The organism is Xanthomonas sp. BRIP62409 (assembly GCF_003992965.1).
Lineage (GTDB): Bacteria > Pseudomonadota > Gammaproteobacteria > Xanthomonadales > Xanthomonadaceae > Xanthomonas > Xanthomonas euroxanthea.
The window spans coordinates 1-18,790 of sequence record NZ_QEZJ01000008.1 but is presented as its reverse complement, the minus strand read 5'-3'; the positions used below and the strand labels follow the sequence as shown (position 1 = coordinate 18,790).

Sequence of the window (18,790 nt, the reverse complement as noted above, 5' to 3'; positions counted from 1 at the left end):
TCTGCGGCGGCTGCCATGTGCGTGGCGGCACGCTTGCCATAGAGCTGCAACATTGCTGACATATCGTGCGCGCGGCGCCACGTTGCGCCTCCGGCCGGCATGTTCGATGCCGACGGATGTTGGTGGGGGAAACAAAACGTAGCGCGGCTGTCAGATGGCGCGGATGGCGCAGAGGAACCGGGTGCCGGTGGTGCACCCGGTTCCGAGCGCCGGCCGCGCGCGCCTGATGGCTGCGCAGTCATGTTGATCGCCGCTATTGCCCCTGTCTCACCCCTCGCGTCACCTACCCAAGGATCATCTCGCATGTCGTTGTCCTCGTCTGTCTCCGCGTCGCTGACGCCCGCCGCCACGCACGTAACCGCACCCCGTCGCGCCGCATTGCAGCGCACGCCGCTGGCGCGCGCCTGCGCCGGCCTGCTGCTCGCCTCGCTGGCGGCAGCGGCCGCTGCGCAGCAGGTGCCGGCGCGCCAGGGCGAGGGCAGCCCGACGGCGCTGGATGCAGTCACCGTCACTGCCGAGCACCGCGAGCAAAACCTGCAGGAGGTGCCGGTGTCGGTGGGCGTGGTGCAGGGCGCGGCGATGCGCGAGTTCACCGCCGGTGGCGACGACACGCTGCTGGCGCTGTCCGGCCGCGTGCCGGGCTTCTACGCCGAGACCACCACCGGGCGCATCTTCCCGCGCTTCTATATCCGCGGCCTGGGCAACATCGACTTCTACCTCGGCGCCTCGCAGCCGGTGTCCATCATCCAGGATGACGTGGTACTGGAACACGTGGTGCTCAAGTCCAACCCGGTCTACGACGTGGACCAGGTCGAAGTGCTGCGCGGCCCGCAGGGTACCTTGTTCGGCCGCAACACCACCGCCGGCATCGTCAAGTTCGACACGGTCAAGCCCAGCGAGACCTATACCGGCCGTGTCGATGCCAGTTACGGCAGCTACAACACGGTGTCGCTGGATGGCGGCTTCGGCGGCCCGATCAACGAGGTGCTGTCGTTCCGCGTGTCGGCGCTGTACCAGCACCGCGACGACTGGGTGGACAACACCTTCGCCGGCAGCAGCGCCGACGGGACGCGCACGCCGCGCAAGGATGCGATGGGCGGCTACAACGACCGCAATGCGCGCCTGCAGCTGCTGCTCAAGCCCAACGACGCATTCTCGCTGCTGGGCTCGGTGCATACGCGCGACTACGACGGCACCTCCACGTTGTTCCTGCGCAATGCAGTGACGCGCGGCAGCGACAAGGTCGACGTGCCGCGCGATCGCGTGGCCTATGACGAGGCACACGACAACCCGCAGGCGTATCAGACCGATGGCGGCTCGATCAAGGCGATCTACGATTTCGGTGGCGTGTCGCTGACCTCCATCACCGCCTACGAAACCACCTCCGGCTATAGCCGTGGCGACACCGATGGCGGTGCGGCGGCGAACTACCCGGTCAACGGCGTGCCGAACGGCTTCGGCCAGTCGATGGGGCAGATCCGCGACCTGGATCAGTACACCCAGGAACTGCGCCTGGCCAGCGAAGGCGACGATGCCTTGCAATGGCAGGTCGGCGCGTTCTACTTCGACGGGCGCGACACCACCGATTTCTATCAGCGTGCGTATTTCCTGCAGACCGCCGCGCGCAACCCCAACAACTGGGTGCGCCTGCGCAACACCAACACCTCCTGGGCCGGTTTCGGGCAGCTCAGCTACAAGGCCACCGACGCGCTCACCCTGACCGCCGGTCTGCGCCAGACCAAGGACACCAAGCAAACCCGCCTGCTCAAGACCGCCGATACCGCCGCTGGCGCGGTGACCTATCGCGGCCGTCGCGACGTGCGCCTGTCCGACACCCAGCCCAGCTGGGACCTCAGCGCGATGTATGAAATCAATCCGGAGCTGAGCGTCTACGCGCGCGTGGCACGCGGTTTCCGCGGCCCGACCATCCAGGGCCGCAGCGCGGTGTTCAATTCCGATTTCACCACTGCCGATTCGGAAACCATCCTTTCGTGGGAAGCCGGCATCAAGAGCAGCCTGTTCGACAATCGCCTGCGTCTGAATGTCAGCGGCTTCACCTACACGGTGGACGACATCCAGCTCAACGGCAACGATTCGGACGGCAACGGCGTACTGTTCAATGCCGACAAGGCCAAGGCCTACGGCCTGGAAGCAGACCTGGACTGGCGCCCGATCTCCAACCTGTCGCTGACCGCCGGCCTGAGCCTGCTGCATAGCGAAATCCACGACGATCGCGTCTACGCGCAGGCCTGTGCGCTCAATGGCGTGGTGGTGTGCACGGTCAACGACCCGACCATCCGCGTCGGTGCCAACACCTTTGCGCAGATCGACGGCAACCCGCTGCCCAACGCGCCCAAGTACAACCTCAACCTGGCGGCGCGCTACGACATTCCGGTGGGCACCGATGGCGCCTTCTTCGTCTCCACCGACTGGAACAAGCAGGGCGAAACCAGCTTCGTGCTGTACGACTCCACCGAGTTCCGCGCCGACGGCAATTTCGAAGGCGGCTTCAAGCTTGGCTACACCGGCGGCTACGGTGCATGGGAAGTGGCGGCGTTCGCGCGCAACATCACCAACGAGAAGAACGTCAAGGGCGTGATCGAAAACTACATGGCGGCGGTCTACAACGAGCCGCGCATCGTGGGTGTGTCGGTCAACGTCAACTGGCAGTAAGAGCGGTTGAACCAGTAGCGAGCGGCTGCACGGTCATCTTGTCAGCCGCTCCCGGTTGCTGGTCGATCGACCGCATCACCGCGCATGTGTCGCAGTGATGCCAATCGTAGAACCAGGCCCGCTGCGTGCATCACGCAGCGGGTTTTTTTGTATCAACGGCTGCGCAATACCGACTGTACCCAGCTGACGATCTGCACGCTGCTCACCGCACCGGAATGACGGCCCAGCTCACTGCCGCCGCGGATGACCAGCAAGGTCGGGATGCTGCGGATGCCAAAGCGCGTGCCCAGCGCCGGATGCAGATCGGTATCGACCTTGGCCAGCCGCACCTGCGGTTCGAGCATCGCCGCGGCGGCGGCAAAGTGCGGCGCCATGCTCAGGCACGGCCCGCACCACGGCGCCCAGAAATCCACCACCAATGGCAGCGCGCTGCGTACCGCATGCTTGTCGAAGTCGACCGCCGACAACGCCACCGGCGTGCCCAGGAACAATGGTTTATGGCAACTGCCGCAGTTGGGCGCATCGCGCAGACGCGCGTGTGCGACACGATTCATCGCCGCGCAGCTCGGGCAGGCGATCAGGAGCGGTGCGTCGGGCATCTGGCGGTCTCCGGTGGCAGGCAATGCAGTCGCCGCGCCCGCATCCCATGGGCGGCGGGCGCGGCGGCATGCGGCCAGTGTAACGGCCATCGCCAAGGACCCGATGCCGAAGGCTGCCGCCGCCGCACCGGGTGTGCCGCAATGCCGCAACAGACAGACAGGCGCGCCGCAGCGCGCTGCCGTGGTCAGCCCGCTTGCCCCAGGCTCAGGATCGGGACGAAGCCGCCGTAGATCAGGCGCTTGCCATCGAACGGCATCGGGTTGACCGACGGGTCCATGCGCGGGTCGTCCATCATCTTGCGCATGCCCGCATCGCGGGTCGCCTTGTCCGGCCATTCGATCCAGGAGAACACCACGGTTTCGTCCTCGCCGGCAGCGACCGCGCGATGGAAGTCGGTCAGTTGTCCATGCTGGACATCATCGCCCCAGCACTCCACCACGCGCAGTGCGCCGTATTCGATGATGATGGCATCGCCCATGCGGGCATGTTCCAGAAACGCGGCCTTGTTGGCCGTGGGCACCGCGAGTGCAAACCCATCCACATACGACATAAGCACCTCCTCAGACATGGCGCACGGCGTGCACCTGATGACGGCGAACAGATGTTGGTGCGATCGGAACACGCTGGAAAGCCGCGCCAGGGTGCGTGTTGCCCGCGTGGATTGCGAGCATACGGTGCATCTGGATGGCAAGCACTGCTCGCGCCCGCATGGCGATCCACACTGGCGTTGTGCCCGGTTTTCTTTGCCGGATCGCACCCGCAGGCACGCCGTCTGACGCGTCCTGGATGAGTTCGTCAGGTAGGGGTATCCCGTCGCGATGGGCGGCGTTGCGGAAGGCCGCCGGCATCGGCATTGCGTGGGCCTGGATCAGACCGAAGGCCCCGCCGCGGCAGACGCTCGGTGGGCGGTCCGGTGCAATTACGCGGCCAGGTTGTGGCGCCGCAGGATGGCTTCGAACACCACGTCGCCGTCTTCGTTGCGTGCCTGCAGCGTGCCGCCGTGCGCCTTGACGAACTGGTCGGCGATGAACAGGCCAAGCCCCAGGCCCTGGCTGGCATGGAAGCTGGCCTTGAACGGCTCGAACAGCCGCGGCATCAGGCTGTCGGGGATGCGCCCGACGTTGCGCACCGACAGCCGCAGCGTGTCGCGTTCGCGTCCGTCCAGGTGCACCCGCACCGGCTCGCTGCCACCGTGCAGCACCGCGTTGCCGACCAGATTGGAGACCACCTGTGCCAGGCGATCGCCATCGCCATCGCCGTGCAGGTCGCCCTCGGTACGCAGGTCGATCGGGGTGTGCGGATTGGCCTGTGCCACTTCGCCCACCACGCTGTGGGTGACGTCGCCGAGATTGCAGGGGCCGAACTGCATCGACAGCCCGTCGCTGCGCAGGCGCGAGAAATCCAGCAGCTGCTCGACCATCCGCGCCATCCGCCGCGCGCTGTTTTCCAGGTGATCGAGCGTGCGCGCGGCCGAGCCATCGGCGTCCACATCCAGGCTGAGCTTGTCGGCGCACAGCAAAATCACCGACAGCGGCGTGCGCAGGTCGTGGGTGAGCACGGCCATCATGGTTTCGTTGAGCGTGAGCGCGCGCTCCAGCGAGGCGTTGCGTGCCTTGAGCAGGCGCCGCTGCTGGTACAACTCGATGAACACATTGACCTTGCTCAGGATCACGTGCGGCTCGATCGGCTTGTGCAGGAAATCCACCGCGCCGGTTTCATAGCCCTGGAACGCGCGCATCGGATCGTTCGGCGAGGCGGTCAGGAAAATGATCGGCACATGCCGGCTGCGCTGCGAGCCGCGCATCAGCTCGGCCAGCGAAAAGCCGTCCATTTCCGGCATGTGCACATCCAGCAATGCCAGCGCCACATCGTGTTCGAGCAACAGCTCCAGCGCCTGCGCACCGGAGGCGGCGCACAGCACCTGGATGCCGTCGCGCTGCAGCAGCGCTTCCATCGCCACCAGGTTCTGCGGCACGTCGTCGACGATCAGCAGCTTGGCCGGTTCGTCATCGTTGCTGGTTGTCGCCAGGCCGGTCGCGGTGAGGTTCATGGGTGAAAGGTTTCCAGTCGGCTGCAGATCGCCTGCAGGGTGAGCACCGCATCGGCGCCGGCATGGGCGAGCGCGGAGGCGGGCATCAGCGGTGAGGCGGCATCGTCGGGGCGCTGGATCCAGGCGCTGCCGCCGACCGCGCGCACCGCCGCCACCCCGGCGCTGCCGTCGCTGCTGGCGCCGGTGAGCAGGATCGCCAGCAGGCGCTGCCCGAACACGTCGGCAGCCGATTCGAACAAGGGGTCGATCGCCGGACGCGAGAACAGCACCGGTGCATCCATCGACAACGCCAGGCTGTCGCGCGTTTCCACCAGCAGATGGTAGTCGGGCGGGGCGATGGTCACGCTGCCGGCGAGCAGCGGCTGCTTGTCTTCGGCCTCGCGCACCGGCAAGGCGCAGCGTGCATCCATCAGCTCGGCAAGGTGGCTGGTGCGGTCGCGCGGCAGATGCAGCACCACCAGCACCGGCATCGGCAGATCCGCAGGCAGGCTGGACAACAGCGCCTGCAAGGCCACGACACCGCCGGCCGAGGCCCCGATCACCATCGCGTCGAACTGAGTTGCCGCCGTGTGCAAGACGTTCATGCGGCCGCCTTGCGGAACAGGCGCTGCTCGCGCGCCACGGTTTCGAACGCCTGCGCATGCGCGCCGAACTGCAGCGACTCCTTGCTGCCCAGGCCCAGGAAGCCTCGATGCACCAGCGCATCGTAAAACAGGCCCACTGCACGGTCCTGCAGGCTGCGGTTGAAATAGATCAGCACGTTGCGGCACGACACTAGGTGCACTTCGGAGAACACCGTATCGGTGGCCAGGCTGTGATCGGCGAATACGATATTGCGCTTCAGACGGCGGTCGAACACCGCGCCATCGTAGGCGGTGGTGTAGTAGTCGGACAGCGAGCTGCGGCCGCCGGCGTCCAGATAATTGCGGCTGAACTGCGCAATGCGGTCGATGCCGAAGGCGCCGGCTTCGGCCATGCCCAAGGCTTCGGGATTGATGTCGGTGGCGTAGATCACCGCCTTTTCCAGCAAGCCTTCTTCGTGCAGCAGGATGGCCAGCGACCAGACTTCCTCGCCGGTGCTGCAGCCGGCCACCCACAGCTTGATCGACGGATAGGTACGCAACACCGGCACCACATGTTCGCGCAGGACGCGAAAGTAGGCCGGGTCGCGGAACATCTCCGACACCTGCACGGTGAAGAACTGCATCGCCTGCGCGAAGGTGTCCGGTTCGTGCAGCAGGCGGTGCTGCAGGTCGGCCACGCGCGTGCACTCCATGCGCGCCATCGCGTGGCGCATGCGCCGGCGCAGCGAGGACACCGCATAATCGCGGAAGTCGTAGTGATAGCGCTGGTAGACCGCTTCCAGCAGCACCCGCAGCTCCAGATCGAACAGCTCCACCGCGTTCATTGCCGCGAGCACCACACACGGCACAGCGACACCAGCTTGTCCACGTCGATGGGCTTGGCGATGTAGTCGTTGGCGCCGGCTTCCAGGCAGCGTTCGCGATCGTCGGCCATGGCCTTGGCGGTCAGCGCGATGATCGGCAGATCCTGCCATTGGCGATTGGCGCGGATCTGGCGCATCGCGGTCAGCCCGTCCATCTCCGGCATCATGATGTCCATCAACACCAGGTCCACCTCGTGCTTGGCCAGATGTTCCAGCGCCTCGCGGCCGTTGCGGGCGATCTGCAACGTCACGCCGAGCGGTTCGAGCACGCTGGAGAGCGCGAAGATGTTGCGCACATCGTCTTCGGCCAGCAGCACGGTGGCGCCGTCCAGCACCGCGTCGCGGCGGCGCGCTTCGCGCAGCAGGCGTTGCTGGTCGCTGGGCAGCGAGGCTTCCACACTGTGCAGGAACAGCGTCACCTCATCGAGCAGACGCTCGGGCGAGCGCACCCCCTTGATGATGATGCTCTTGGAATAACGGCGCAGGCGCTGTTCCTCGTCGCGGGTGAGCGCGCGCCCGGTGTAGACGATGACTGGCGGAAACGCCACCGCGTCGTTGCCGGCCATGCGTTCGAGCAGGTCGTAGCCGCTGCCGTCGGGCAGCGCCAGATCGGTGACCATGCAGTCGAAGGTCGAGCCGGCCAGCTGCTGCATCGCGTCGGCAATGCTGCCCACCGCGATGATGTCCAGCTGGTCGCGCGCCAGCAACAATTGCAGATTCGCACGCAGGGCGCTGTCGTCTTCGACGATCAACAGGCGGCGCACCGCGCGTGCGTTGGTGTCTTCCAGTTGCCGGATCGCACCTGCCAGCAGCTCACGCGTGGCCGGCTTGATCAAATAGCCCACCGCGCCCAGTTCCAGCGCGATCTGGCTGCGCTCCAGCGCCGATACCACATGCACCGGAATATGGCGCGTGGCCGGATCGCGCTTGAGGCGTTCGAGCACGCTCAGTCCGGACGCATCCGGCAGGCCGAGGTCGAGCAGGATGCCGCTGGGGCGCAGTTCGGCTGCCAGGCGCAGCGCTTCTTCGGCGCTGGGCGCCACCACGCAGTCGAAATCCAGTTCGTGCGCCAGGTCGACCAGCGCCTGCGCAAAGCGTGCTTCGTCTTCCACTGCCAGGATCAGCCGGCCGGGGCGGGTGCGTTGGTCGCGATCGTCGTCGGCGCGCTGCAGCGGCGCAGTGGCGGTTGCCGGAATCGGCAGCGGCAGCGGCATCCCGGTGGAGGCCACCGTGGCGCGCCCATCAAGCCGCGAGGCCATGGCCGTGCCGCTGGCGAACTGCGGCGACGGCGTGCCGCCGAGTGCTGCGCCTGCGTTTGCCGGCGCGGCCATCGCCAGCTCGGCCGGTGCGCCGTCGATCGGCAATTCCAGCGTAAAACAGCTGCCGCGCCCCGGTTGGCTGTCCACGCGGATGCTGCCGCCCATGCGCTGGGCCAGGTCGCGCGAGATCGACAAGCCCAGGCCGGTGCCGCCATAGCGGCGGCGGGTGCTGCCATCGGCCTGACGGAACGCTTCGAAGATGATCTCGGTCTGTTCGTGCGCGATGCCGATGCCGGTGTCGTTGACCTTGAACAGCACCCGGCCCGGCGTATGCGCCTGGATCGACAGGCTGACGCTGCCGTGCTCGGTGAACTTGATCGCATTGGCCAGCAGGTTCTTGAGGATCTGCTGCAGGCGCTGGCTGTCGACGACCAGTTGCGTTGGTGCATCGGATTCGGCAGCCAGCTGCAGGGCCAGGCCTTTCTGGCGCGCCAGCGGCTCGAAGGTTTCGCGCAGGCGCTGTACCACCGAGTTGGTGGCGATGGTTTCGTCGGCCAGTTCCACATGCCCGGCCTCGATCTTGGACAGGTCGAGAATGTCGTTGATCAACGCCAGCAGATCGTTGTTGGACGACAGGATCGCCTGTGCGTACTTCACCTGCTCGGGGCTGAGCGTGCCGTCCTTGTTGTCCGCCAGCAGCTTGGCCAGGATCAACGCGCTGTTGAGCGGCGTACGCAACTCGTGCGACATGTTGGCCAGAAACTCGGATTTGTAGCGCGAGGCGGTGGACAGCTCGTTGCTGTTGCGCACCAGCTGATTCTGCGCCACCAGCAAGGCCTGCTTCTGCGCTTCCAGTGCCTGGGTGCGTTCTTCCAGCTGCACATTGGTCTGTTCGAGTTCGGCTTGCTGCATCTCCAGATCGCTCTGCGATTGCTGCAGGCTGCGGCTCTGTTCCTCCAGCTCCTCGTTGGCCACGCGCAGCTCTTCCTGCTGGGTCTGCAGTTCTTCGCTTTGACGCTGGGTTTCTTCCAGCAGGGCCACCAGCTGTGCGCGCAGCAATGCCGTGCGCAAGGCCAGGCCGATGTTTTCGCCGCAGCGTGCGAGCAGCTCTTCTTCGCGCGTGCGGGCGATGCCCGGTGCGGCGGCGCGGCCCAGCTCGAGAATGCCGATCACCCGCCCATCGGCGATGACCGGCGCCAGCAGCAGTTCCTGGCAGGCGCTGCGGCCCAGGCCGGAGGCGATCTGCAGATGTCCGGCGTCCACGCCGCGCACCCGGCGTACCGTGCCGCCACGCAAGGCCTCGCCGAGCTGGCCGGCATCGGTCGGCAGCGTCCTGGATACATCGGCCGGCAGCGCGGTGCCGCCGGTCAGCCGCAGGCGGTCGCCTTCGATGCGATACAACGCGCCGACCTGGGCATCCAGCGTGTCGCACAGTGCCTGCACGGCCGCATTGGCCAGATCGTCCGGGCTGTGGTCGCCGCGCAGACTGGCTTCGACGGTGTTTTCGGCCTGCTGCAGCCATAACGCCAGTTCGGCCTGACGGCGCGCGCGGATGGCCTGCATCACCACCAGCGCCATCGCCAGGAACGAGACCCCGCCGATGCTGCGGTTGATCGAGGAGAAACTCGAACTGGTACTGGCCGGCGCCAGCTTGAAACCGACTGCCAGCAGCAGGCACGACAGCGCGGCGACCACCAGTGGCGCCTGCACGCGATTCTGGAAGACCGTCACGCCCACTGCGACGAAGTAGGTCAGCCACACTGCATAGCCGAGTGGGGTGACCAACTCCACGCCGAGTGTTCCCGCCATCAGGGCCCCCGCGATCACCCACACCCAGCGGTCGCGTGTGGTCGAGATGTTCTGCATGACGGCGCGGACCTGACTGGGGGGCGGTCATGGTAGCCGATAAGTTTCACGCGCAAATCGCCGGTATTTTGACGCTTTGCAGTCGGGTCGGCTTGCACGCAGCCTTCACGCACCCGTCACTATGGTCGCGCGCTTTTCCGGGAAAAAGTCGCGCGATGGATGCGGAGACGGCCGTCGACAGTGCGGGGCCGCTTTCTCACGACAGCCGGCAGTGCCAGCTGTTGGTGCAGAGCGTGTCCAATTACGCGATCTACATGCTCGATACGGGCGGCCATGTGTGCAGCTGGAATCCCGGTGTCGAGCGCATCAAGGGCTATACCGCCGCCGAGGTCATTGGCTCGCACTTCTCGCGTTTCTACCTGCCCGAGGACGTGCAACGCGGCGAGCCGGCGCAGAATCTGGACACCGCCAAGCGCGAAGGGCGCTTTGCCACCGAAGGCTGGCGGCTGCGCAAGGACGGCAGCCGCTTCTGGGCGAGCGTGGCGATCGAACCGGTGCTGGAATTCGGCGTCCTGGTCGGGTTTGCCAAGGTCACCTGCGACATCGACCAGCGACACCAGGCGCAGCAGCTGTTGCAGCAGGCGCAGCACGCCCTGCTGCAGTCGCAGAAGGTGGATGCGCTGGGCCGCCTGACGCTCGGCATGGCGCACGATTTCAACAATCTGCTGACCGTGATGGTGACCAGCCTGGATCTGATCGCGCTGCGTGCCGGCGACGATGCACGCACGCGCATGCTGGTGGAAGCAGCGCAGACCGCAGTCGATCGTGGCACCTTGCTGACGCGCCAACTGCTGTCCTTCGCACGTGGGCAGCGGCTGATTCCCGAGCGCCATGGCGCCAACGCGGTGGTGACGCGCTCGCTGGAGCTGCTGCGGCGTGCCTGCCCGGCCGGGATCGTGCTGTCGCTGGCGTTCGCCGAGCAGTTGCCCGATATCCGCGTGGACCCTGGCCAACTGGAAGCGGCCTTGCTCAATCTGGTGTTCAATAGCTGCGATGCCATGCCCGGCGGCGGCAATATCGTGCTGGAAACGGCCGTACAGCAGCGTGCTGCGCCGTCCGATCCGCATGGCCAGCCGTGCAATTACGTCAGTATCGCCGTGCGCGATGACGGCCCCGGCATGTCCGCGCACGTGGCGCGATGCGCCAGTGAGCCGTTTTTCACCACCAAGGACGTGGGCAAGGGCTCGGGCCTGGGATTGAGCCAGGTGTATGGCTTCGCCTCCCAGTCCGGCGGCTTCGTCGAGCTGGACACCGCTCCCGCCCGCGGCACCACCGTTACCCTGTTTCTCCCGGCCATCGAGGAGGCTGAGCATGACTGAACCCCTGCGTCTGTTGATGGTGGAAGATCAGCAGGAATTGCGCGAACTGATCGGCGAGGCGCTGCGCGATGCAGGCATCACCGTCGAGACCGCCGACGACGGCCATAGCGCCTTGCGCATGCTGCGCGAGAATGGCCCCTATGATGTGGTCTTCAGCGATGTGCGCATGCCCAACGGCATGTCGGGCATCGAACTGAGCGAACACGTAGCGCAACTGCTGCCGCAGGCGCGGGTGATCCTGGCCTCGGGATTCGCAAAGGCGCAGTTGCCACCGCTGCCGGCGCGGGTGGATTTCCTGCCCAAGCCGTATCGCCTGCGTCAGCTGATCGACGTGTTGAAAGGCGTTGCAGCCAACGCCTGAGCACTGGCTGCGCCGGTCGCGCGCTGCCGAAGCCGCTGCATGGAATTGCGCGGCCATCGTGTGGCGCCTTCGCCGGGATTGCTGCATGGATGCCGCTCAACGGCTCTGGTAATACACCTTGTCGATGGCGATCTCCACCGGCGCGGCGGGTGGATCGGCCACCAGCATGAACATCTGTTTGACCGCCTGCAGGTCCAGATCGTAGAACGCACTGAAGGGAATGCTCACCTCGTGCCAGGCGCCGTCGCGCACCAGGCCGTATTGATTGCCGCCAGCGGCGAAATCCACCCAGCTGTCGCCGAAGCTGGTGTTGATGCCGATCTTGAACGTCGACGGCGTGGTGGTTTTCAGCTGCAGCTTCAGCGCGCCGCCGGCGTAGGCGGCCATGTTGCGATAGTCGGTCTGGATGCCCAGGCCATACCAGGCACCGGCGTTGGCGCGGTACGCCATCACGTTGCTGCCTTCGAACGGCGCCTGCGCAATCGGGGTGAGGTTGTTCCACAGATACAGCTCGGCATCCTGGCCGAACTGCAGCCGCCCGCTGGTGTCGGCCTGCTCGGTGAACACGCCAAAGCGCCCTGCCGGCGTGGCATGTTGCGCGCCCACGTACAGCTGCGAACCGGGATTTTGATACAGGCGGATGTAATCGACCTCCATCCTGCCCGGCAGCGGCGCGGTCACCGCCGCAGGCGAGGTGATGCCGGTATAGGTGCCGCCCACGGCGAGATTGAGCAGCAGATACTGCTGCTGATGGAATTCGTGCAGCGAGGCACCTTCGATATTGGAGATCGCAAACTCGAAGTATTGCTGGCCATCGATCGACACGCGGATGAACTGCGGGTCCCAGGTCATGCGGTACACATGGAAGTCGGCATGCAGATCCACCGGGCTGGTGTAGCTGGTGTCGTAGTCGGCCTGCTGGCCGTTGTAGTCCCAGTGCACCGCGGCGCCGATACGGCGATTGGCGGTGCCATTGGCGATCGCCGCGGCCATGCCGGCTTCCAGCAGGTCGATCTCGCCGCGACCTGGCCACACGCCGATGGTGCCCAGCATCCAGTATGCCGGCCACAGGCCGTTGCCCACCATCGGCGTCTTGATGCGCGCTTCCAGCGTGCCGTACTTGAAATGCATGCGGCCTTCGGTCTTCAGGCGCGCCGAGGTGAACGGCATGCCCTGGAACGCTTCGCGCCGCGCTTCGATCAGCAGCCGGCCATTCTCGATGCGCGCGTTTTCGGCGCGGCTGGTGTAGTACTGCATCTCGCCATTGCCCCAGCCGCACAAGCCGATCTGGCAGCCGTTGCCGACATCGTAGGTCCACTTGTTGCCATCGATGCCGGGCCCATTGAAGTTGTCCTCCCACACCAGGGTTTGCGCGTGCGCGCCTGGTGGCATCGCCACGGCCCAGAGCAGGGCGAGCTGCACAGCGGCACTGCGTCGCGTGTTCATGCGTGCTTCTCCAGAAAGTGGACCGATGTCCATGGAGACGTGACGCTGCGCAGCGGCTACTTCAGTGTCAAAGCAATTGTGTGGCGCGTTTCAGTTCCGTGGTGTTCATTCCGGAATAGTCCAGCATTGGCATGACGGCGGTCGCAGACTGCATGCACCGGATGTTGCGCGGCAGCAGCTGGCTGCGAATGTCCGCTGCCGGCAGGTGGCATGCGCAGCGTCCAGGTCGGAACATTCAAGCGGGGGGATGGCGGGTCGACGATGCATGCGAGCGCGTGCAGCACCTGCCGCAATGCCCCGCCCTGGATGCCACTGCGTCAGGCAAGGCGCATGCTGCTGCGCATCGATGGCTGCGCAGACGCATCGGTACGCTTGCCGTACGGCCGTTTCCGGAAATGCTCGCGCACGCCTGACTCAATGCCCGGCGTGCACCGTCCACGCCACCAGTCGTATCACCAGCGGGCGCACCACCAGCACGCAGCAGAATGCGGTAGGCATCGCAATGCGGTAGGCATCCAGCACGCGCCACAGGTAGCCGGGAGCCAGGCCGGTATTGGCGCCCGTGATCACCAGGCACATCAGCAGGGCCATGATCGCGGCCATGTAGAACGCGAACACGAACGGGGTGGTGCGCACGTCGAGTTTCCAGCGCGGGCGCATCAACGGGGAGGAAGAGGGAGATGTCGACATGCAATGGCCTCGGTTGCCGCGGATCGGCACGATGGGCAGCACTGTAGGGACGCCACCGCGGCCGGGGTAGATCGCGTAGCCTTGCGGCTTACGTAAGAAAAACTTACGAATCGTTTGGTAATACTTGCCTAATCAATGAACATTCTTCAGTCCATCCGCAGCTTTGTCAGCACTGTCGATGCCGGCAGCATTGCCGGAGGCGCCAAGTTGCTGGGGATCAGTGCCGCCGCGGTCAGCCAGAACATCGCGCGTCTGGAACAGCATCTGGGCGTGCGTCTGCTGCACCGGACTACGCGCAGCCTGGCGCTGACCGAGCGCGGCACGCTGTACTTCGAACAGGTGCGGCAGCTGGAGCGCGATCTGGAGCGCGCGCGGCAATCGGTGGCCGGGCTGCAGCAGGCGCCGGCGGGGCGATTGCGGGTGGCCAGCACCGCGGCCTTCGCGCGGCACGTGCTCGCCCCGACGCTGCCGGCCCTGCGTCAGCAGTATCCGCAGCTGGAGATCGAGCTGCTGTGTACCGACCGGGCTGTGCAGCACGCCCAGGAAAGCGTGGATGTCAGCCTGCGCATCGAAGCGCAGCTGGAAGACGGCCTGGTGGCGCGCTGCATCGCCCAGGTGCCGCTGGTGGTCTGCGCAGCGCCCGAGTATCTGGCGCGCTGCGGGACGCCGCAAACCGCGGACGACTTGAAGTATCACGATTGCCTGCTGCTGCGTTACCCGGTCGACGGACGCTGCCTGCCGTGGAATTTCGTGCGCAATGGCGTGCGCTTCCAGCCGGAGCTGGGCAAGGCGATGGTCAGCGACGATATCGATGCGCTCGCTACCATGGCCACCGCCGGCGGCGGCATCGCGCGCCTGGCCGCCTATGTGGTGCAGCCTTATCTGCAGCGCGGCCAGCTGCAGCCGCTGTTTGTCTCCGCCCTCGGCAGCAGCGCCCAGGCATTGCCGGAACCGCTGCGGATCTACCTCTGCGTCGCCGACCGCCGCGACTTCACCCCCAAGGTGCGTGCCTTCATGCAGCACGTGCTCGAACGCCTGCCCGTGCAATGGCGTATCGCCGAACCCACGCTGGCGCCTGCGCCCGCCCAGGCGGCAACCGGCGTATAGCCGGCATTCGACATCTGGAGACCGCCCGGTAGCGTGCCCTGGTCCACAAGGCGCACGCAGGCGTCCTGGGCGGGCGTGCGATGCGTCGAGAGCATTCGCCTTGCAACACCGTTTGCGCAGCCATCGCTCGCCAGCCACTGCGGCGACGGCAGCTGGTGCCGCCGCCATCACTCACTCCAGCTTGAGCATCACGATCGAACGCGCCGGCAAGGCCACCGTCAAGGTCTTGCCTAGTACCCGTGCGCCCTTGAACGCCTTCGGCTCCACCGCATGCGGCTGGGCAAAGGTGTTGTGCGTGGTGATCGCCGGCGCAGTGAGGATCTGCCCGTCCACGCTGCTCGGTGACAGGCCTTCTACCTGCACGCTCACGCTCGCCGCTGCGTTGGCCGCCAGATTGGTCAGCGCGATGTAGACGTGCCCGTCCTTGGCCTTGACCGCCGAGCCGTGCACTGCGGGCACGTGGACATCGCCGTGGCGATACTCGGGTGTGCGTAGTTGCAGCGGCAGTTGGGTGGCGTCCTGATAAGGCTTGTACAGCGCGAACACGTGGTAGGTCGGCGTCAGCACCATCTTGTCGCCGTCGGTGAGGATCATCGCCTGCAGCACATTGACCATCTGCGCGATGTTGGCCATGCGCACGCGTTCGGCATGTGCGCTGAAGATGTCGATGTTCAACGACGCCACCAGTGCATCGCGCAGGCTGTTTTGTTGATGCAGAAAGCCCGGGTTCGCATCCGGCAGCCCGGCGTACCAGGTGCCCCATTCGTCCACCACCAGCGCGACCTTCTTGCCCGGGTCGTAGCGGTCCATGATCGCGCTGTGTTTGCTGATCAGCTCGTCCATCACCAGCGTGCGCGACAGCGTGTCGATCCAGGCGGTTTCGTCGAAGTCGGTGGAGGAGGCGCGCGGTGGCCAGCCACCGGGCACGGTGTAGTAGTGCAGGCTCAGGCCGTCCATCAGCGTGCCGGCCTCGCGCATCATCACTTCGGTCCAGTGGTAGTCGTCGTTGTTGGGGCCGGGCGCGATCTTGAGGATCTTCTGGTTGGCCGGTGCCTTGACGAAGGTCTGGTAGCGCCGATAGACGTCGGCCGCGTATTCCACGCGCATGTTGCCGCCGCAGCCCCACAACTCGTTGCCCACGCCGAAGTAGGGCACCTGCCACGGCGCGTCACGGCCATTGGCGCGGCGCTCGTTGGCCAGGCTGGAGCGGGTGGGTGCGGTCATGTATTCGGCCCACTGCGCGATTTCGTCCGGCGCCGCATTGCCCACGTTGCCGGCGATATAGGCCTGGGTGCCCAGCAGTTCGGTGAAGTCCATGAACTCGTGCGTGCCGAAGCGGTTGGATTCTTCCACGCCGCCCCAGTGCGTGTTGACGCTGACCGGGCGCCGGGCCGGCGCGCCGACGCCATCGCGCCAATGGTATTCGTCGGCGAAGCAGCCGCCGGGCCAGCGGATGTTGGGCACGGCAATCGCCTTCAGCGCGGCCAGCACATCGTTGCGATAGCCACGCGTATTGGCAATCGCCGAGTCCTCGCCGACCCACACCCCGCCATAGATGCCGGTCCCCAGATGCTCGGCGAACTGGCCGAACAGCTGCCGCGACACCTGCGCGCCGGGCTGGTCCGCGCGCAGCGTGCCGGTCACCTCGACCTCGGCGGCAGAGGCGGCGAGCGCGCTGGCGACCAAGGCCGCGCCAACGACAGCCTGCAACAGCCGTCTGGGCGATATCCGCAAGGCGGGAAGAGTCCACTGCATCGGCTTGGCGCTCCTGTGCTGATCGATCGAGGTGGTCGCACGCCGCAGCATGGGCGGGCGCGTTGCTAGCCTAGTGCCTGCAACCTCGGCTTGTATTGCTGCATCGCGATCAAGCCGCCGAACGCTGGTGCATGCCTTGCCGCCATCGCCATCGCCGCGCGCCGGGATGTGCGCCGGGGCATGGTCGTCGACCGCGCTCCCCCGCTATGCTCGCCAGCTTCCAGTATCGGCGGGACGATCCATGCAGCGAGTGTTCGGGCAGTTGCCAGGCGGTGTCGAAGTCCATGCGCTCACGCTGCGCAGCGATGCCGGACTGGAGGCGGAAGTGCTCACCTACGGCGGCATCCTGCATGCGCTGCGGCTGACCACCGCGCGCGGGGTGGTGCCGCTGCTGCTGGCATTGCCGGATCTGCCGGCCTACGCCGCCGATGGCGACAGCCTCAACATCCTGGTCGGCCGCTTCGGCAACCGCATCGCCGGTGCGCGCTACACGCTGGACGGCGTCACTTACACACTGGCCGCCAACGAAGGGCGTAACCAGTTGCACGGCGGCCTGCGCGGCTTCGGGCGGCGCGTGTGGAGCGTGCTGGAGCAGGCGCCGGACCAGCTGCTGCTCGGTTACCACTCGCCCGACGGCGAAGAAGGCTATCCCGGCAATCTGCAGGTGCGCGCGCGGCTGCAGCTGCGAGGACGCCGCCTGCAGCTGGACTTCGAGGCGCAATGCGATGCCGCCACCCCGTTGAACCTGACCCATCACCCCTACTTCAATCTCTCCGGCAACCCGCATCGGCGCGCCGCGCTGCAGGTGCTGCGCGTGCCGGCCGATCGCTATCTGCCGGTGGATGCCGAATCGATCCCGACCGGCGAGATCGCCTCGGTCGCCGGCACGCCGTTCGATTTCCGCCATGCGGCGGCGCTGGCCGACAATATCGACCCATCGCACCCGCAGGTGGTGCTGGGCAAGGGCTACGACCAATGCCTGGTGCTGGCCGCCGGGGCCGAGTGCGTTGCCGAGCTGTACTCGCCGCACAGTGGCGTGGCGCTGCGCATCAGCAGCGACGCACCGGCGGTGCAACTCTACGAAGGCCAGCATCTGGACGACCACCATCCCGGCCTCGGCCGCGGCGTCTGCCTGGAGCCGCAGGACTACCCGGATGCGCCCAATCACCCCAACTTCCCGTCGACGATCCTGCGGCCCGGGCAGGTCTACCGCCGCCGCATCGCCTATCACTTCGCCGACCCGGGGCCGGATCAGCCGTGGGCGGTGGTGAGCGCTGCGCTGGACGCCTGAGCGCAGGGATCGCAGCGACGGTGAAGCCGCGGCGCGCCTGAAGCCAGGCCGATCAGCGCGGACCCAGCACCAGTTCGATCACGAACTTGCTGCCGAAGAACGACAACACCAGCAGTGCCATCGCGGTCAGCGTCCAGTGCACCGCCTTGGTGCCGCGCCAGCCGTTGCGCCAGCGGCCGATCAGCAGCGCACCGAACACGATCCACGACAGGATGCTGAGCACGGTCTTGTGCAGCAGCCGCTGCGCAAGGAAGTCCTGCACGAACAGCAGGCCGGTCAGCAGGGTCAGGCTCAACAGCACGAAGCCCACCGTGATGGTGCGGAACAGCAGCGTCTCCAGCTCGGTCAACGGCGGCAGCGCGCGCAGCCAGGTGTGGAAGTCGCGCCGGCGCAGGGCCCGCTCCTGCAGCCACAGCATGATCGCCAGCAACGCGGCGATACCCAGCGTGGCATAGGCCAGCAGCGCCATCCACGCATGCAGTTCCAGCCGCCAGCCCAGGTCCGAGCTCGGTTCGTGGCCGTAGGCGTGGTAGCAGGCCAGCAGGATCGCCGACAGCGGGAACACCACCACGCCCACCGCCGCCATGCGTCCGCGCGCGCCGAACACCGCCGTCAGCGCGGCCATGCCCAGGCCGCTCAGCGAGAGCGCTGCGAAGAAATGCATGTCCGGCCCGCCGGCGGTGCGCAGTGCCACCAGCACGTGATACCCGGCGTGCACCGCCACGGCCGCCAGCGCCGGGATCAGCCAGCGTGCAGGCGCCTGGTTGCCATCACGCAGCACCGACCGGGTGAGCAGCGCCGTGGCCAGCAGATACAAGGCGAACGCGATGAGAACGATTGTCATCGTGTCAGTTTCGCATATTGGTGGGGCGGGGAATCGGGAATCGGGAATCGGGAAAAGCGGGTTGCGAACTGCGGGCTGGCGC

At 66.4% G+C, this 18,790-nt stretch carries 15 protein-coding genes; 5 read left to right on the top strand and 10 right to left on the bottom strand.

The genetic code is table 11. The features are described 5' to 3' along the window. Positions 1–303: 303 nt before the first annotated feature. Entirely contained in the window at positions 304–2,673 is a 2,370-nt protein-coding gene (locus EO170_RS00865) for a TonB-dependent receptor (RefSeq protein ID WP_126941843.1), read from the top strand. Between the two features lie 152 nt (positions 2,674–2,825). Here the strand turns inward: EO170_RS00865 and trxC are convergent, their stop codons facing one another. The 6 genes from trxC to EO170_RS00835 all read right to left on the bottom strand — a co-directional run bounded on the left by trxC (position 2,826) and on the right by EO170_RS00835 (position 9,895). Beyond that, positions 2,826–3,272 (bottom strand): thioredoxin TrxC, encoded by a 447-nt coding sequence (gene trxC, locus EO170_RS00860; RefSeq protein WP_126941841.1) that lies wholly within the window; start codon positions 3,270–3,272, stop codon positions 2,826–2,828. Between the two features lie 185 nt (positions 3,273–3,457). Then, a complete protein-coding gene (locus EO170_RS00855) occupies positions 3,458–3,823 on the bottom strand; it encodes a DUF1428 domain-containing protein (protein ID WP_104582460.1) in 366 nt (121 codons plus the stop codon). 369 nt (positions 3,824–4,192) lie between these two features. Further along, positions 4,193–5,323 carry a hybrid sensor histidine kinase/response regulator gene (locus EO170_RS00850; protein WP_104582461.1) on the bottom strand — a complete coding sequence of 377 codons (1,131 nt, stop codon included), beginning with the start codon at positions 5,321–5,323 and terminating at the stop codon, positions 4,193–4,195. Then, positions 5,320–5,907 (bottom strand): chemotaxis protein CheB, encoded by a 588-nt coding sequence (locus EO170_RS00845; protein ID WP_119132585.1) that lies wholly within the window; start codon positions 5,905–5,907, stop codon positions 5,320–5,322. Before EO170_RS00845 ends, EO170_RS00850 begins: the two co-directional genes overlap by 4 nt. Further along, entirely contained in the window at positions 5,904–6,755 is an 852-nt protein-coding gene (locus tag EO170_RS00840) for a CheR family methyltransferase (protein WP_180496911.1), read from the bottom strand. The genes EO170_RS00845 and EO170_RS00840 overlap by 4 nt, the downstream gene beginning before the upstream one ends. After that, positions 6,728–9,895, bottom strand: coding sequence for a response regulator (locus EO170_RS00835; protein ID WP_126941839.1), 3,168 nt, complete (start codon positions 9,893–9,895; stop codon positions 6,728–6,730). Before EO170_RS00835 ends, EO170_RS00840 begins: the two co-directional genes overlap by 28 nt. A gap of 155 nt (positions 9,896–10,050) precedes the next feature. On the opposite strand from EO170_RS00835, the gene EO170_RS00830 reads away from it, so the two are divergent. Both EO170_RS00830 and EO170_RS00825 read left to right on the top strand, forming a co-directional pair. Next, positions 10,051–11,214: a PAS domain S-box protein gene (locus EO170_RS00830; RefSeq protein WP_126941837.1), complete on the top strand. Its 1,164-nt coding sequence runs from the start codon at positions 10,051–10,053 to the stop codon at positions 11,212–11,214. Further along, positions 11,207–11,575: a response regulator gene (locus EO170_RS00825; RefSeq protein ID WP_104582466.1), complete on the top strand. Its 369-nt coding sequence runs from the start codon at positions 11,207–11,209 to the stop codon at positions 11,573–11,575. The genes EO170_RS00830 and EO170_RS00825 overlap by 8 nt, the downstream gene beginning before the upstream one ends. A gap of 96 nt (positions 11,576–11,671) precedes the next feature. Here the strand turns inward: EO170_RS00825 and EO170_RS00820 are convergent, their stop codons facing one another. After that, complete coding sequence (locus tag EO170_RS00820; RefSeq protein ID WP_126941835.1) at positions 11,672–13,021, bottom strand: glycoside hydrolase family 16 protein; 1,350 nt, start codon at positions 13,019–13,021, stop codon at positions 11,672–11,674. A 414-nt stretch (positions 13,022–13,435) separates the two neighbouring features. Then, positions 13,436–13,711 (bottom strand): DUF2798 domain-containing protein, encoded by a 276-nt coding sequence (locus tag EO170_RS00815; RefSeq protein ID WP_126941833.1) that lies wholly within the window; start codon positions 13,709–13,711, stop codon positions 13,436–13,438. 135 nt (positions 13,712–13,846) lie between these two features. Here EO170_RS00815 and EO170_RS00810 point away from each other — a divergent pair, with 135 nt between their 5' ends. Further along, the gene (locus EO170_RS00810) at positions 13,847–14,818 is read left to right on the top strand and encodes a LysR family transcriptional regulator (protein ID WP_126941831.1); all 972 of its coding nucleotides are present in this window, start codon (positions 13,847–13,849) and stop codon (positions 14,816–14,818) included. Between the two features lie 171 nt (positions 14,819–14,989). Here the strand turns inward: EO170_RS00810 and EO170_RS00805 are convergent, their stop codons facing one another. Then, complete coding sequence (locus EO170_RS00805) at positions 14,990–16,573, bottom strand: alpha-L-arabinofuranosidase C-terminal domain-containing protein (protein WP_164740857.1); 1,584 nt, start codon at positions 16,571–16,573, stop codon at positions 14,990–14,992. Positions 16,574–16,814: 241 nt separating this feature from the next. Here EO170_RS00805 and EO170_RS00800 point away from each other — a divergent pair, with 241 nt between their 5' ends. Next, positions 16,815–17,864 (top strand): aldose epimerase family protein, encoded by a 1,050-nt coding sequence (locus tag EO170_RS00800; RefSeq protein ID WP_126941829.1) that lies wholly within the window; start codon positions 16,815–16,817, stop codon positions 17,862–17,864. Positions 17,865–17,916: 52 nt separating this feature from the next. Here EO170_RS00800 and ccsA read toward each other — a convergent pair whose 3' ends face one another. Next, positions 17,917–18,708, bottom strand: a complete 792-nt coding sequence (gene ccsA, locus EO170_RS00795; protein WP_104582471.1) for a cytochrome c biogenesis protein CcsA — start codon at positions 18,706–18,708, stop codon at positions 17,917–17,919. Positions 18,709–18,790 lie beyond the last annotated feature (82 nt).

Coding starts and splice junctions, on each gene's coding strand:
- EO170_RS00830 (WP_126941837.1), top strand. CDS start 10,051: ATGGATGCGGAGACGGCCGTCGACAGTGCGGGGCCGCTTTCTCACGAC.
- EO170_RS00835 (WP_126941839.1), bottom strand. CDS start 9,895: ATGCAGAACATCTCGACCACACGCGACCGCTGGGTGTGGGTGATCGCG.
- EO170_RS00845 (WP_119132585.1), bottom strand. CDS start 5,907: ATGAACGTCTTGCACACGGCGGCAACTCAGTTCGACGCGATGGTGATC.
- ccsA (WP_104582471.1), bottom strand. CDS start 18,708: ATGACAATCGTTCTCATCGCGTTCGCCTTGTATCTGCTGGCCACGGCG.
- trxC (WP_126941841.1), bottom strand. CDS start 3,272: ATGCCCGACGCACCGCTCCTGATCGCCTGCCCGAGCTGCGCGGCGATG.
- EO170_RS00815 (WP_126941833.1), bottom strand. CDS start 13,711: ATGTCGACATCTCCCTCTTCCTCCCCGTTGATGCGCCCGCGCTGGAAA.
- EO170_RS00810 (WP_126941831.1), top strand. CDS start 13,847: ATGAACATTCTTCAGTCCATCCGCAGCTTTGTCAGCACTGTCGATGCC.
- EO170_RS00855 (WP_104582460.1), bottom strand. CDS start 3,823: ATGTCGTATGTGGATGGGTTTGCACTCGCGGTGCCCACGGCCAACAAG.
- EO170_RS00820 (WP_126941835.1), bottom strand. CDS start 13,021: ATGAACACGCGACGCAGTGCCGCTGTGCAGCTCGCCCTGCTCTGGGCC.
- EO170_RS00825 (WP_104582466.1), top strand. CDS start 11,207: ATGACTGAACCCCTGCGTCTGTTGATGGTGGAAGATCAGCAGGAATTG.
- EO170_RS00865 (WP_126941843.1), top strand. CDS start 304: ATGTCGTTGTCCTCGTCTGTCTCCGCGTCGCTGACGCCCGCCGCCACG.
- EO170_RS00800 (WP_126941829.1), top strand. CDS start 16,815: ATGCAGCGAGTGTTCGGGCAGTTGCCAGGCGGTGTCGAAGTCCATGCG.
- EO170_RS00850 (WP_104582461.1), bottom strand. CDS start 5,323: ATGAACCTCACCGCGACCGGCCTGGCGACAACCAGCAACGATGACGAA.
- EO170_RS00805 (WP_164740857.1), bottom strand. CDS start 16,573: ATGCAGTGGACTCTTCCCGCCTTGCGGATATCGCCCAGACGGCTGTTG.